We start from the raw sequence: 15064 nt of genomic DNA, 5'->3' as shown, positions 1-15064 counted from the left end.
CCTAACGTCCTAAATACTTTTCAATCACATCTTCATTGGCCTGAACCTCTGCCAATGTACCCTCGGCCAAGATCGCCCCTTGCGCCAGTACCGTGACTTTTTCACTGATGGTGTCAATAAAACTCATATCATGTTCCACCACCACCAACGTGTGATTTTTTTTCAGTTCCAGACACAGTTCAGCCGTGCGCTCGGTTTCAGCATCGGTCATACCTGCAACAGGCTCATCCAGCAAAATCAACTTGGGTCGTTGCATCAGCAACATGCCGATTTCCAGCCACTGTTTTTGTCCATGTGAGAGCAGACCTGCGGGCTTATTTACAAATTCCTTTAAACGGATCTGCTCCAGACTTTCATCTAGGGCCAGCTGCGCTTCTGGGTCTAAACGGGAAAAAAAGCTTTTCTTCACCCGTTTATCGCGTGGCGCTGCCAATAGCAGATTTTCCATCACGCTAAAATTTTCAAATACCGTGGGTTTCTGGAATTTACGTCCAATCCCTGCTTCCGCAATTTGCTCGGTACTCATTTTGGCAAGATCATAGTTTTGCCCAAAAAATGCGGTGCCTGTGCTTGGACGGGTTTTACCAGTAATCACATCCATCAGGGTAGTTTTTCCTGCGCCATTCGGCCCAATGATGCAGCGTAATTCCCCCTCGGCAATGTACAACGACAAATCATTCAGGGCCCGAAATGAATCAAACCAGACACTGACTTTTTCCAGATATAAGGCAATGCCGTGACTAAAATCCGCACCTTGCGTCTTGGCCCGTCCATAGCCTTCACCCAGCTGACCGCCATGTTGAGCAGCGTCTATTAATACATCACTCATTTAATCACGCTCCTTTTTAAAACGGTCGAATACACCAATCACACCCTTAGGCAAGAACAAGGTCACCACGATGAACAGCGCACCCAAGATCAATAACCATGCTTCTGGCGCAGCCACTGTGAAATAGGTTTTCACGGCATTGATTAGACCTGCCCCCAAAATCGGACCAATCAAAGTGCCACGTCCACCCGCAGCCACCCACACCGCCATTTCAATCGAATTGACGGGATTCATTTCACTTGGATTGATGATGCCCGCCTGTGGCACATACAACGCCCCTGCAATACCTGCAATCACCGCAGACAATACCCATGCGGATAGCTTGTACCACAACGTGCGATAGCCGAGATATTGCAAGCGATTTTCACTGTCGCGGATTGCGCCGAGCACGCGACCATAAGGACGATTCATCAACTGGCGCAGACCGAGGAAACACAACATCAACATCAACGCAGTCACAAAGCACAGCGTTGCACGCATTGGTGCCGAGGTAATATCAAAACCGAGAATGGTCTTAAAACCCGTAAAGCCATTATTGCCACCAAAGCCTGTTTCATTGCGGAAGAACAGTAAGGCTGCGGCAAAGGTCATGGCTTGAGTAATAATGGAGAAATACACACCTTTGATTTTGGAGCGAAAGGCAAAAAAACCAAAAATAAATGCAATCAATCCAGGAACAAGCACGACCAGTGCCAAGGCCCAGGCAATATGCTGCGTGCCGATCCAATACCAAGGCAACTCGGTCCAACTGAGGAAGCGCATAAAATCAGGCAGACCATCGCCTGCGGATTGACGCATGAGGTACATGCCAAAAGCATAACCGCCCAAGGCAAAATACAAACCATGTCCCAAGCTTAGAATCCCGGCATAGCCCCAGACCAGATCCAGTGCAAGAGCCACCAAAGCCAAACACATAATCTTGCCAATCAGGGTGATCCAATAAGCGGACAAGTAAAATGCCGAGTCAGGAGACAACAGGTGTAGCCATGGCAACAGCAATAACACGCCGAAACAAACTGCAATCGCCACCGCGCTATAGGGCTTGTCAGCAAATAAAGAAGTGATTTTCATTGGCTTACTCCACAAAACGGCCTTTGATGGCAAACAAACCTTGTGGACGCTTTTGGATAAACAAAATCACAAGAATCAAGAGAATAATTTTTGCCAGAACTGCACCTAAACCAATTTCCAGCACTGTTCCACTGATGCCCAATCCGAGTGCTGCCAGTACCGCCCCCCAGACTTGGCCAACGCCACCGACCACAACGACAAGGAAAGCATCAATAATGTAGTTTTGACCAAGATCAGGCCCGACATTGCCGACCTGTGCCAAGGCACAGCCTGCCAAACCTGCCAGACCTGAACCCAGACCAAAAGCCAGCATATCAATTCGGGCAGAGCGAATCCCAACCGCACGTGCCATTTGACGGTTTTGCGTGACCGCACGGATAAATAGGCCAAAACGGGTTTTATTGAGTAAGAACACCAGCAGCAATAACACTGCGACGGTAAACGCAATGATGGCAATCCGGTTATACGGCAGCATCAGGCTCGGTGTCATCGCGATCCCGCCACTCAACCAGCTCACATTTGAGACTTCGACATTCTGCGCACCAAAGACCATACGTACCAGTTGCATCAGAATCAAACTCACCCCAAAAGTAGCAAGCAAGGTTTCCAGTTGACGACCGTATAACGGGCGAATCACGGTGCGTTCAATCAACATACCGATCAAGGCACTCACCAGAAATGCGGCAGGAATCGCTGCTATCAGATACCAATCCACCCACCCTGCAAAATGGGTTTTAAAAAAGCTCTGGATCAGGTAAGTGGTATAGGCACCGATCATGATCAGCTCACCATGTGCCATGTTAATCACCCCAAGCAGACCATAGGTAATGGCTAAACCAAGCGCAGCAAGCAGTAAAATGCTGGCCGTACTCAGACCTGAAAAAACATGGCCTGACCACTCACTGATTTGTAAACGGGTTTTAATTTTATTTTGTGCATCCAGCAAGGCAGCCTTTAATGCAGGGTTGCTTTGCGGTTGTTCTAAAGTTTGAGTGATCAAAGCGAATACGTCAGGCCGATTGGAATCTGCCAAGACTTTCACGGCTTCAAGCTTGGTAAATTCATCAGCACTGTTAAAATCCAGACGGGCTTTGAGCTGTGCTAAACGCGTTTTGACCTGATCATTTTTTTCATTCAGATAAAGCTGCTTCACCATCGCCACATCAAGTTCAGCCAAATTATTTTCTAAAATATCGACCGCAGCTAAACGTTGTGAAGCATCTGTAGAATTGAGTTTGGCTTTGGCTTGACCAAAATTCAGGGCCTTGCGTAAGGTATTGACCAACGTCACTTGGGATAAATCGGCAGGCCATTGTTGCAGCGCCTGCTGCTCAGGATAGCTAAACAGCTTGTCATCATTTTTTAACAGATAGGTATTGCCTGAACTATCGCTATATAACTCATTTTGATCAATATAGGCCACCAGTTGATCCAGTTGTTCAATACTGGCAGGCCACTGATTGAGCATGGCACGACGCGTGGCAAAGTCAGCCTTTACAAAGGTCTGAATGGCATCTGGAGAAGCTGTAGACGTCACAGGTGCTGTGGATGTGGCCTCTGCCCATGCTGGACTCAACATCAGCTGTGCCATGATGCAGAGCAGTGCCAAAACAAAATGTTTCGCCATAGAACTCCCCTTATGGTTACGGTTTAAATGGATCAGAAAAATAGAAATGCCTGCTGCCAACACAACAGGCGTGAAGCGAATTATTTAGGGATATACGGACTCCAAGGCTCCGCCTTGATGGTTTGCGGGGTTTTGTAGACCACATCAAACTGGCCATCGCCACGGATCTGCCCAATCATCACAGGCTTGTGCAGATGGTGATTGCTTTCATCCATTTTGAGGGTATAGCCTGATGGAGCCGCAAAGGTCTGACCGGCCATCGCATCACGAACTTTATCCACCTCGGTGGTGCCCGCTTTCTCAACCGCCTGCTTCCACATATTGATCCCGACATAGGTCGCTTCCATCGGATCGTTGGTCACCACTTTGTCGGCATTTGGCAGTTTGTATTGCACTGCATATTGTTTGAATTTATTCACAAACTCGGTATTCTTCGGATTCTTGACCGACATGAAATAGTTCCATGCCGCTAAATGACCGACCAAGGGTTTGGTATCAATACCACGTAATTCTTCTTCCCCGACCGAGAAAGCCATGACCGGGATATCGGATGCCTTAATGCCTTGGTTGCCCAGTTCGCGATAGAACGGCACATTGGAATCACCATTGATGGTCGAGATCACTGCCGTCTTTTTACCTGCAGAGAACTTCTTAATATTGGACACAATGGTTTGATAATTGCTGTGACCAAAAGGGGTATATTCTTCCATGATGTCGGTATCAGCGACGCCCTTCGATTTTAAGAAGGCCCGAAGAATTTTATTGGTGGTCCGTGGATAGACATAATCGGTGCCCAACAACACAAAACGTTCTGCTTTCCCGCCCTCCTCTCCCATCAAATACTCAACTGCAGGAATTGCTTGCTGGTTCGGAGCCGCCCCGGTATAGAAGATGTTTTTCGATTGTTCCTGACCTTCATACTGCACTGGATAGAACAACAAGCCATTCAACTCTTCCACCACAGGCAATACGGATTTACGCGACACAGAGGTCCAGCAGCCAAAAATAACCGCAACTTTATCTTGGGTAATCAGCTGACGCGCCTTTTCTGCAAACAGGGGCCAGTCAGAAGCTGGATCGACAATCACAGGTTCCAGTTTTTTGCCCAGTACCCCACCATTGGCATTGATTTCATTGATGGTCATCAAGGCGGTGTCTTTCAGTGAGGTTTCAGAAATCGCCATCGTGCCTGAAAGCGAGTGCAGAATCCCAACCTTGATGGTGTCACCGCTGGCTGCAGGTGCAGTTTTGGCTTGCGTTTTTGCTTGTTCTGTTTTTTCGGCTGGTTTTGAACAGCCCACCAGACCAATCCCCATCATGGCTGCCATGAGCACTGACATCGACATCAATTTGTTTTGCATCATTCTCTCCACCCATCAATATTGTGATTTTTACTGGATGGTGTTATTCAATTTCTATGCCAACACAACAAGTTATTGTTTTTATTTAGTTTTAATAAATTTTACTGATGCTTTTTTTGATCTTGTATACAACATTGCATACAAAAAATACGCAGCGACCTAAAATGATGCAGATTTGTTCAGCCCAAATCTAAAGACTTTACACAAAGAAAAAGCCAGACATTTGTCTGGCTGATCTCGATCTTCTAAGGGGAATTTAGACACTGATATCTGCTAAATTACCTTTTTGCTCTAACCAGTGCTTCCGGTCGGCAGAACGCTTCTTCGCCAGCAATTTATCCAGTAATCCAGCCGTTAAATGGGCATCGTCCAGATCCAGTTGCACCAGACGACGCGTATTCGGGTCCATGGTGGTTTCACGCAACTGACTGGCATTCATCTCGCCCAAACCTTTGAATCGGGTGATTTGCGGATTTTTATTGCCTTTGACTTTTTTCAAGATCGTCTCTAGCTCATCATCATCCAAGGCGTAATACACATCCTTCCCAATATCAATACGATACAGTGGTGGCATCGCCACAAACAGATGACCTTCCTCCACCAGTGTCGGGAAATGTTTTACAAACAAGGCGCATAATAAGGTTGCGATATGCAGACCATCCGAGTCCGCATCGGCCAGAATACAGATTTTGCCATAACGTAATTCAGACAAATCGTCACTGCCCGGATCAACCCCGATCGCGATGGCAATATCATGCACTTCTTGCGAAGCCAAGACCTCATCGGAAGAAACTTCCCAGGTATTCAGGATTTTTCCGCGAATCGGCATAATCGCCTGAAAATTCTTGTCGCGTGCCTGTTTGGCACTGCCACCTGCAGAGTCCCCTTCGACAATAAACAGTTCACTGTCTTCACGGGTCAGGCCCACACAATCGGCTAATTTTCCAGGCAAGGCTGGACCTGCGACAATCTTTTTACGCTCGACTTTTTTTGCTGCTTTGAGACGACGTCCCGCTTTGGCAATCGCCATTTCAGCCAGTTGGGTCGCAATCTCGGCATGCTGGTTCAACCATAAGGCAAATGCATCTTTGGCAATATTCAATACAATATTAGAGGCTTCACGGCTGGATAAACGTTCTTTGGTTTGTCCTGAGAATTGTGGTTCCTGAAATTTCAGCGATAGAATAAAATTTACCCCATCCCAGACATCTTCCGCAGACAATTTCATATTACGTGGCAATAAATTGCGTAATTCACAGAACTCACGCAGCGCTTCGGTTACACCTGAACGTAAACCATTGACATGAGTACCGCCTTGTGCAGTGGGAATCAGGTTGACATAACTTTCCTGAATCTGTTCGCCACCTTCCACGTTCCAGCAAATCGCAAATTCACAGGCTGCACGGTCCGCTTGCCCATGACTGACAAAGGCAGGATCAGGCAGAATTTCACGATCTTGCAGTTCGTCCATCAAATAGTCGACCAGACCATTTTCAAACTGCCATTCAATTTTTTCTTTATTGATTTTATCGTCATAAATAATTTTTAAGCCTGCAGCTAATACCGCTTTGGCTTTTAAATTATGTTTGAGGGCTTTTAGCGCAAATTTAGGGCTGTCAAAATACTTGGCTTCCGGCCAGAAGCGAACGGTTGTTCCTGTGGCACGCTTTGCCACCTTGCCTTCCAAAACCGATAAGGGGGCAACCGGTTCGCCCTGTTCAAAGGCCATTTGATACAGGTTACCCTGACGCTGTACCGCCACTTCAACACGGGTCGACAAGGCATTGACTACGGAAATACCGACACCATGCAAACCACCAGAGAACTGATAGTTATCGGTACTGAATTTACCGCCAGCATGTAACTTGGTCAGAATAATTTCGATACCGCTTTGCCCATATTCCGGATGGATATCGACTGGCATGCCGCGTCCATTATCTTCAACTGACAATGAACCATCTTCATAGACCGTGACACAAATCTGGTTGGCATGACCGGCAAGTGCTTCATCGACTGCATTATCAATCACCTCTTGCGCCAAATGGTTTGGACGTGAGGTATCGGTATACATGCCTGGTCGACGACGAACAGGATCTAAACCAGAAAGAACTTCAAGGGATTGGGCCGTGTATTGTGTCACTGAGTTGGACTTCCTTTTTGGAGGGCTGCCGATAAAAATTCAAGTACTAAAGGTAATTTTTCTTCAAAATCATCCATTGCATGATTACCACCAGCGTCAGTTAAAATCAATGAGGATGGATGAACTGCACTATAATAGCGTTGAGCCTGATGATAATCCAAGACTTCATCGCCTTGTTGCAACAGCACCAGAATTTTATCAGCATGCTTTAACTTCGTGTCAGCAATCGATTGTAATTGCTGCAATTGATCTGTATCAAGTGTCCATGATTCAGTGACTTTGAGCGGGATTTGTTCAATACCGAATAAATCTTGAAAGAGTTGCCATGGTTGCATAGCAGGATTGATCAGTACAGCAGGGCAACCGTACTTTGCGACAAGGTATGTCGTATAGAAGCCTCCCAGACTACTTCCCACCAAAACCACTTTATCATGTGGTAAATTTTCGAAAAGCTGAGAAAGCTGTGCAAGTACCTGATCAGGTGCACGATTTAAGTCAGGTATATGCACCTGAACGTCATCGCGTCCTGCACAATATTGTTGCAGCTGTTGTCCTTTGATCGACATCGGGCTACTTCGAAAACCATGTAAATAAATAATTTGCATATGCACCAAAAAAGACAGCGGCTTGACTTAAAGTGAAATAAATCACATTATTTTGCTTAATTGTTATGCAAATAACAATATAACATGCAGATAAGCTCAACATTGTCAGACATAAAAAACGATACTGGACTCCGTTCATCAGTATTCTAAAAAAATTAGTTATGAAAGACATAAGATGTAAACGTTTGTTGTAGTTTACCTAAACAGTATCAAGTGAATCACTTCAAATCTTCGGTATATATCAAGGATGGGGAAAACAATATGCCAAGTTTAACACCGCTGCATGAAACCTACTGCAAGTGGGACCGTACGCCCCCGAGTCAGGCCGATGTTCTGGAGGGTTTGGCCCAGTTGGTCAGTACCAGCCTCAGCGGGGTACACGAATTGGTGCAACTGGTACAAACTGAAGTATTACGGACAACGCTCGGTTTAAGTGCACAAAAAGCTAAGAATTTACAAAAGCACCCGCAACTGCAAAAGTTCTACCAGTTTTCTTATGTGGCCCTGCAAAAATACGGCAGTCATTTTCTTGCCCCTAATTTACGCCGCATTATCGCTAAATTTCCAATCCTGCATGATAAACCGCTGACACCGACCTTACATTTTGCAGTCGGTGCCCTGAATGGCATCTTCGGCGATTTCTTTTTAAAGCAGCATAATCCAATGGCCTTGCCCATGGTGCTTTATGATCACTATGGTTCTTTACAGCAGGGGGAACTAACCGGCCGTGTGGTGATCCTGACGCATGGTTTATGCATGAACCATCTGACCTGGTCCAATCATCGTTATGGCGGGATTGGCGAGCGCCTACTGGCTCAACGTGATAACAACACCATGTTGTATCTGAACTACAATACAGGTCGCCGGATTTCCGCCAATGGCCGTAGTTTTGCCAATACGCTGGAAGATCTGGTCCAGCGTAATCCGCGTATTACCAGTATTGACCTGATTGGGCACAGTATGGGCGGTCTGGTTTCCCGCAGTGCCCTGTTTTATGGCAAACAGAATCTGTATCAATGGGTGCATATGGTCGAGAACCTGGTCTGTATTGGTTCACCACATCATGGTGCAGTACTGGAGCGTTTTGGCTTTGTCTTACAGGATAAACTTGGTGCATTTCCATTTATCAGCCTAATTGGTCAATTGGTTAATGTGCGCAGTAACGGTATTCTGGATCTGCGTCACGGTAGCGTTCGTGATGATGACTGGGAACATAATGATGCACGTATCGGTTTTGCAGATGACAATCGTAAGCCTGCGCCACTCCCATCACATATCAATACGTTCCTGATTGCAGGAACTTTAGAATTTGAGAAGCTGCGTAATAAAGCACTCTCTGTGATTGGTGATTATCTGGTCAGTGTCAAAAGTGCTTTAGGCGAACATCCAAATCCACGTTTTCAACTCAAGCTACCCGATACGCATAAAGCTGTTTTCTACGGGCTGAACCATTTTGAAATCCAGTATCACTCGAGCGTAGCCGAGCAGATTACACGCTGGTTGTATCCTGATGCGAGAGAGAAAGTGGAAGCTGGCGTACAGACCCATATGATCAATGTACCGAACAATTATACCTTTGATGACTTAGAAGGGATTGTTGAGACCTAAAAGATAAAAGCTCAGTTAGGTTCTAGCTGAGCTTTTCCTGTCAAAATTTGTAACAAGCTTAATCGGATTATGAACATCCTTTTAATTAACATACTCACCTTTTTTATCTGAATTAAATTTCTGATCTTTATCGGATTCTTTAGATAGAAATTTATATTATTTTTTTAGAATATTTAACAAGTTAGTATTATTATATTCTATATCTTTAATTACTTTACAAAGACCTTTATTTTCTATATAAAAATCAATAAACTCTCCATGCATTGGCGTATCAAATTTCACAGTCACAACATTGTTTGTTGCTTGCAATATTTTAAACTCTCCAAGATCATCTTGAGAATTACTTAATATATTAAAATCTATATTACATACACCACCAGTTTTTTCTCTACACCTATAATCACTTAACAACATATTAGTTAGATCACTCGAAAAGAATTTAGATATTATTTTTTTGTCAGAACTTTCAACAACTTTTTTCCCATCGATAGGAAAAGTCGCATATAAATTTTTTATCAGATCTTTTGAACTCAAAAAACACTCTACTTCATTTTTCGTATTAGCAGCTGAAATGCAGAAAGATGACAAACTAACTAGACCAATCATGCATAATTTTAAAAAGACTTTATTTACCATTAGGAAACACCGATTATTTAAAAGCCATTTATTAACAGCAATATTATATTCATAACATTATAAAAATAAAAAACAAAATCATTAGAATATAAACACAATATAATAATACTTTTATTTTAAATTTTTCTTTAATACTTTTCCATACTCATCTTTATAACTAATTATCCTAGAGCTATCAATTGAGTAATAGTTACCTATTTTTTCTATTTCTAGTTTTGGCTTAATTTTAATCAAATAAAATTCTGATTTAGCCTCCTCATCTGTATCTACATATTTTTCAGCTATAGAGTAAACTATATCATTACCTTTAGATATAAATCTAAAATTATCTACATTTAGATCTTTTATCCTACTATCTGATAAAATTTTCCCTTCCAATGGAAGTTCATCTAAAATTTTCGTTGACTGATAAGAATAATCTTTTATATTACTTATTTTTCTACATTCTTTTTCAGATTTATTTTCTCTACATTCTGAATAAAAATTTGATGATATAGGATATTTAATTACTCTAACATTTCCCTCTGTTTTATTAAATTCTTTGGCAACTGATGAACTACTTGAGCAACCTAAAACAGGGATTAGCATCAATATAACTAAATACATTTTTTCATGATTAAAAACTTTCACAGCCTACCCACTCAATTTATATTACAAAAAAGGCTAAAATTTAATAAAAATTATTACTCATCATGATCATCACAATTCACATCTTTACTCTTTAAACTAACATCAGTTGTATAACGAATTTTAAAATTTAATTTCAATAAGTCTTCTTTTCTAAAAACTTTGGGAACAATATTCCAAACATTTTTACCATTAGTGAGAAAGACCAAGTTAAATTCTTGAACTTTATTTTTATTAGTATCAATTTGATATTCTACTGAAAATTCATTTTTTGTCTTACCAACCACATTATATATACGTGGTTCACTTAAACTTTTGTCACAAGCTTGATATACATAAATCTTGTTGTTTAAAATTTTAATTGTATTTTCAGCACAATAACACCCACCAACTTCCAATTCTTTTACAACACCATCTTTATAATTGAATGGTTTTATTAAGCTTCCTTCTAAACTATCAAAATCCAAATATGACTTCTTCAAGTCTTTAATTTTTGAATTATTAAATTCACTTAGACACTTATAGTTTTCATTATTTGCTTCTCTTCCATTAAAACTACATTTTAAATTTCTATTTTTCAGCCAAGAACGCTGAGTTGCAACAAGATAGTCAACTTCTTTTTTATTGTCACTAATATAGCCTTTAATATCAGAATATATACTATTCAAATCATGCTCACTATTGCCATATATAGTTTTCCCATCTAATCTTTGATTTTTATAATCTGCAGCATTTGAGCATGCACTCAAACCAAAAATTAATAATACATTAAGAAAACTAATATTAATGCCTTGCATCACCTATTCCTTTTTGTAAGCAATTGCTATTCACCATTCCAACATTTTAAAAAACATACACTACCAAAATTAAGTATAATGATAACGAGAAATTTTTATTCATAATAAGCATTTCAGAAAAATTAATATTATGACATACTTTCCTCATGAATATCCCCTTTGATATTGCATGAAGCTAAATAAAACATAGTGGCAAATAAAAAATTATTCATTAGTATAAAACTCTTTCCTTACAAAATATAAAACACTTAATCCTCATAGCAATTTATATGATCCTTAGAAAACAATCCAATGGAGTCAATCTTATCATCTTGGTTAGCAGTATAAATATAATAAAATTTAGAGTCCTGTGAAACCAACTTGTATTCGTAATAAGAACCACCTTCTTGGTTATCTATTTTCTTTAATTTATTAATCGATTTCAATTCTAGTAATTTTTTTGAATCTTGCCCAACACTTATTCCATTTGCATCTATCACTCTTGGATTCGTGGTATTTATCGCTGTTATGAAACCTTTATTATTAACATCTAAGTTTGTCTCATTATTATCTATAATAATATTTTTTGAATTCTCACAGCCTACTACATTACTAATATCCTTGTAATTTTGAACTAAAATATCTCCTTTGTATTTTTTTACAAAGTCTTCTAAATTACTTCCCAAAGAAATCCCATTCAATTTATGAAAATCCAAACTATCTTTATCTAAAGCATGAACTTCATTTTTTGCACAACTAACTAATAATATTAGTGATAGAAATAAACTAGCCTTTTTCAAAATCAAATATCCTCTATATAAGCCGAAAGCCCTTGCATATGCAAGTGATTATTATGTCTTGGTTTTTTACTTTTCAACTGAAAGCACTTTGGAAAAATATAGTTACTTTTCACTCCCGCAGTTACATTAGTAAAATATTCACTTATCATTAATTTAGAACGTCCCCATCCAAAGCTTATAAAATTATTTATAAGCTCCAAACTTCGTTGATGATCATAAACTTCATCTTGTAGAATAACAGGTTCAGCTTTTTTATCCTTCCTCAAATATCTTATATCTCCAGCCTCTCCATTGATATGCGAAGAGCTTTCTCCTGGTGATCCATTAGACGTACTAAAACCATTAAATGAAATATCATCATAACCAGACTTACATAAGCCACCAAGAAATGCAGCCATTTCGACACCACCTAAATAGTATCTTTGTTGCTGGGAGTTCATTAACATTTTATACCCAACATTTCCACTACGATATGATGAAAAAGACCTAACATCTACTAAGAAAATATTTCCACTACCATGAACATCTTTTTTATCCCATCTTTTAGCAACTACATATCTAGATTTCCCTAAATTATGAGTCTTACCATTTTGGTCATAATAAATGAACTCAGCAAAACCAGTTGCCGCTTTATTCTCTCTTTTGATTTTTCCATCATGATAAATATGATATCGAGTCGTATCGCTTGTTGGCGGTGATTGATTACTCACCGTTGTTAATGGCTTTCCTCCACTTTCAGTATACGTATTATTTTGCTTCGTTTGATTCTTCTTATCTGCTTCAGTTTTTGCTTTTTCTGCTTCTTCTTTTGCTTTCTTTTCTTGAGCTTCTTTATGCTGTTGCTGTTTCTTTAGATCCTCAGCCTGTTTACGTTTTGCATCTGCAGCTTCATATAGTTTCGATGCTTGCACAGCGCTACCATTTACAGTAAATGGCTTAGTTGAACTTGATTTTTCGACACGACTTAAAACTAGACTTTTTCCTTTTATACCAAAGCCAAAAACAAAACCGGTTAACATTCGCACACTCATTACACCGCGATTATTTGTTCTTTTCGGTATTTCTCGACCTCGGTAAAAGAGACTAAATAATGTGTTAGGGACAGGTTTGCCGTCTTGAGTTACTGAGATATTAAAAGAATGTACTGGAAGCTTCACTTTGACCGTTGTACTTTTTAATGCCGTAGTAACTTGAAAATGATGAATTACCTGTTTCTGCCCATCACCTTCTACTGAAACCTCAACATCTTGTCCTTCCTCAGCAATAATACCTTGCTTGACCCCACGACTATCAGCTGTATGTTTTTTAATATTACCTTTATATGTAAGAAAAAAATTCATATTAGAGATTGCCTTACCAGAATCTCCTTCGACTATTTCAATATTAAAGTTTACATCCTTAGATGCAGGAGTTGCCTCTGCCTCTTGAGAAGTCGAAGATTGTCCCTGTTCATTTCTTACTTCTTGAGGTGTTTTATTAACCTGAGGTCTCGGTTGAGGCGTACTATCTGTCGCTAAAGTTGCTGAATGGCTTGTAACTTTAAAATCACTTAAAGTTGCTTTTTGTTTTTCATTTGCTTTTTGAATAATACTATTCGACTCTTTTCCATCAGCAACAATTTTTATTTCTGTATTAGGATGTCTAACAATAACAGGAAGATTACCATTCTCATCACTCTTAACCTTTACTTTGGTTTCACCCGAGAAGCTCTTTCCCATATAATTAGAAACAACCACGACCTCTTTATTTGCCAATATATTTTTATCTACATCTTTTAAGCTAATATAAATTTTTCTATTACAACACTGTTCTAAATCAAATCCACCAAAATCCTCAATATACTTCTTAATATGAGTTCCATTGCCATCTACTTGTTTTATACCCTTAAATTTTGAAATCCCTAAAAAGGCACCTAGGCCTCCAATTCCAACAAGATGCATTCCTGCAATTGCACCTGACTCTGTAATTTCTACATTCTGAATAGTTCTACCAAAATGTTCATTAAAATTATTTTTTCTAAGTTGATTACATAAATATTTGACCCACTCCTTAATAATTTCATATTGGGTTTCAGGACTTTTTAGAAAATCTTGTTTTGAGTTGATATTCCTCTTACCAGACCACTTACCTACCCAGTTATTAGAGTTAAATTGATTTTTCCAACTTGTACGTAAAGACGAGTTTTTATCTGCATTCTTGATATCAGCATAAGAAATACCTTGATCCCCTAGATAATAACCTAAATCGTATAAAGCCTCTTCTCCCCATTGAAACAACCCCATAAAACCACTTTTATTTACAATACTAGCTGATTCCATATTAAATGGATGATTGAGAGGTAATTTTAAATCTGATGACGACTCTTTAAAGCTAACAGCTTCAATAAATCCTGCTAAATTAGTTTCAAAACTTTTACTTGACTTTTTAAAGTTAATTGTTTTTTTCATAATCAATTCTCTTTATACCAATCACCCACTTTATAAAAACTCATATTTACTAATGTATTATTCTTTAAATAGCTATTTAAAACAGTTTTTGCCTCTTCATAATCTCCACTCTTTGCACAACTTAGCTCTACGCGAGAACTCTCATTTTCTTTCTGGGGTGTAGCTACTTTTCTAAAGTAAGAAAATGCATTTTTATTATTATAAGCAATCCATATTTCATCTTTATCTTCTTTATAATAAGCTCGATAAATATAATAATTGTTTTTATTATATACAACTTTGGCACAATTTCCTGTGGACATCCATTGATTATTCTTTGATTTTAAATTTAGTTGACTTAATAATTTCAATCTATTTTGACTAGTATTACTCTTTCCATAATCCCATATATGTTCACATTCTACTTCACCCATTTTTTTAATAGATACAACAGGCTTTTCATCCCAATATTTCATACATTCTTTAGCACTTTCTGCATGTAAATTTATACTATTTAGCAAAATACATGCACCAATCATTAACTTTACAGTGTTCATT

At 39.6% G+C, this 15064-nt stretch carries 13 protein-coding genes; 1 reads left to right on the top strand and 12 read right to left on the bottom strand.

Annotated elements, in window-relative coordinates; genetic code table 11:
- Window position 1: 1 nt before the first annotated feature.
- From urtD to ACINWC323_RS13870, 6 genes are all read right to left on the bottom strand, one after another.
- The gene (gene urtD, locus ACINWC323_RS13845; protein ID WP_009510103.1) at window positions 2-829 is read right to left on the bottom strand and encodes an urea ABC transporter ATP-binding protein UrtD; all 828 of its coding nucleotides are present in this window, start codon (window positions 827-829) and stop codon (window positions 2-4) included.
- Window positions 830-1900 (bottom strand): urea ABC transporter permease subunit UrtC, encoded by a 1071-nt coding sequence (gene urtC / locus ACINWC323_RS13850; protein ID WP_009510289.1) that lies wholly within the window; start codon window positions 1898-1900, stop codon window positions 830-832.
- 4 nt (window positions 1901-1904) lie between these two features.
- On the bottom strand, window positions 1905-3527 hold the full coding sequence (urtB, locus tag ACINWC323_RS13855) for an urea ABC transporter permease subunit UrtB (protein WP_009510242.1): 1623 nt from the start codon (window positions 3525-3527) through the stop codon (window positions 1905-1907).
- Between the two features lie 80 nt (window positions 3528-3607).
- A complete protein-coding gene (gene urtA / locus ACINWC323_RS13860; RefSeq protein ID WP_009510133.1) occupies window positions 3608-4888 on the bottom strand; it encodes an urea ABC transporter substrate-binding protein in 1281 nt (426 codons plus the stop codon).
- A gap of 256 nt (window positions 4889-5144) precedes the next feature.
- Window positions 5145-7028 (bottom strand): DNA topoisomerase IV subunit B, encoded by a 1884-nt coding sequence (gene parE / locus ACINWC323_RS13865; protein ID WP_009510201.1) that lies wholly within the window; start codon window positions 7026-7028, stop codon window positions 5145-5147.
- On the bottom strand, window positions 7025-7633 hold the full coding sequence (locus ACINWC323_RS13870) for a YqiA/YcfP family alpha/beta fold hydrolase (protein ID WP_009510137.1): 609 nt from the start codon (window positions 7631-7633) through the stop codon (window positions 7025-7027). The genes parE and ACINWC323_RS13870 overlap by 4 nt, the downstream gene beginning before the upstream one ends.
- 261 nt (window positions 7634-7894) lie before the next feature.
- Between ACINWC323_RS13870 and ACINWC323_RS13875 the strand changes: the two genes are divergently transcribed.
- Entirely contained in the window at window positions 7895-9241 is a 1347-nt protein-coding gene (locus tag ACINWC323_RS13875; protein WP_004776311.1) for a PGAP1-like alpha/beta domain-containing protein, read from the top strand.
- Between the two features lie 156 nt (window positions 9242-9397).
- Here the strand turns inward: ACINWC323_RS13875 and ACINWC323_RS0118850 are convergent, their stop codons facing one another.
- The 6 genes from ACINWC323_RS0118850 to ACINWC323_RS13900 all read right to left on the bottom strand — a co-directional run bounded on the left by ACINWC323_RS0118850 (window position 9398) and on the right by ACINWC323_RS13900 (window position 15063).
- Window positions 9398-9877 (bottom strand): hypothetical protein, encoded by a 480-nt coding sequence (locus ACINWC323_RS0118850; protein WP_249364856.1) that lies wholly within the window; start codon window positions 9875-9877, stop codon window positions 9398-9400.
- Window positions 9878-9988: 111 nt separating this feature from the next.
- A complete protein-coding gene (locus ACINWC323_RS13880) occupies window positions 9989-10483 on the bottom strand; it encodes a hypothetical protein (protein WP_032881244.1) in 495 nt (164 codons plus the stop codon).
- Between the two features lie 77 nt (window positions 10484-10560).
- Window positions 10561-11301 (bottom strand): lysozyme inhibitor LprI family protein, encoded by a 741-nt coding sequence (locus ACINWC323_RS13885; protein WP_009510309.1) that lies wholly within the window; start codon window positions 11299-11301, stop codon window positions 10561-10563.
- 248 nt (window positions 11302-11549) lie between these two features.
- Window positions 11550-12080: a hypothetical protein gene (locus ACINWC323_RS13890; RefSeq protein ID WP_009510199.1), complete on the bottom strand. Its 531-nt coding sequence runs from the start codon at window positions 12078-12080 to the stop codon at window positions 11550-11552.
- A 2-nt stretch (window positions 12081-12082) separates the two neighbouring features.
- Window positions 12083-14527 (bottom strand): hypothetical protein, encoded by a 2445-nt coding sequence (locus ACINWC323_RS13895; protein WP_009510111.1) that lies wholly within the window; start codon window positions 14525-14527, stop codon window positions 12083-12085.
- Between the two features lie 2 nt (window positions 14528-14529).
- Window positions 14530-15063 (bottom strand): hypothetical protein, encoded by a 534-nt coding sequence (locus tag ACINWC323_RS13900; protein WP_009510191.1) that lies wholly within the window; start codon window positions 15061-15063, stop codon window positions 14530-14532.
- Window position 15064: the final 1 nt, after the last annotated feature.

The organism is Acinetobacter sp. WC-323 (genome assembly GCF_000314615.1).
Classification (GTDB): Bacteria; Pseudomonadota; Gammaproteobacteria; order Pseudomonadales; family Moraxellaceae; genus Acinetobacter; species Acinetobacter courvalinii.
This window is presented reverse-complemented; position numbering and strand designations above follow the sequence as displayed.

Bases quoted from the DNA above. Each gene is read 5' to 3' on its own strand.
- urtD (WP_009510103.1), bottom strand. From the start codon at position 829: ATGAGTGATGTATTAATAGACGCTGCTCAACATGGCGGTCAGCTGGGT.
- ACINWC323_RS13900 (WP_009510191.1), bottom strand. From the start codon at position 15,063: ATGAACACTGTAAAGTTAATGATTGGTGCATGTATTTTGCTAAATAGT.
- urtC (WP_009510289.1), bottom strand. From the start codon at position 1,900: ATGAAAATCACTTCTTTATTTGCTGACAAGCCCTATAGCGCGGTGGCG.
- ACINWC323_RS13895 (WP_009510111.1), bottom strand. From the start codon at position 14,527: ATGAAAAAAACAATTAACTTTAAAAAGTCAAGTAAAAGTTTTGAAACT.
- ACINWC323_RS13870 (WP_009510137.1), bottom strand. From the start codon at position 7,633: ATGCAAATTATTTATTTACATGGTTTTCGAAGTAGCCCGATGTCGATC.
- ACINWC323_RS13880 (WP_032881244.1), bottom strand. From the start codon at position 10,483: ATGTATTTAGTTATATTGATGCTAATCCCTGTTTTAGGTTGCTCAAGT.
- ACINWC323_RS0118850 (WP_249364856.1), bottom strand. From the start codon at position 9,877: ATGGTAAATAAAGTCTTTTTAAAATTATGCATGATTGGTCTAGTTAGT.
- urtA (WP_009510133.1), bottom strand. From the start codon at position 4,888: ATGCAAAACAAATTGATGTCGATGTCAGTGCTCATGGCAGCCATGATG.
- ACINWC323_RS13875 (WP_004776311.1), top strand. From the start codon at position 7,895: ATGCCAAGTTTAACACCGCTGCATGAAACCTACTGCAAGTGGGACCGT.
- ACINWC323_RS13885 (WP_009510309.1), bottom strand. From the start codon at position 11,301: ATGCAAGGCATTAATATTAGTTTTCTTAATGTATTATTAATTTTTGGT.
- urtB (WP_009510242.1), bottom strand. From the start codon at position 3,527: ATGGCGAAACATTTTGTTTTGGCACTGCTCTGCATCATGGCACAGCTG.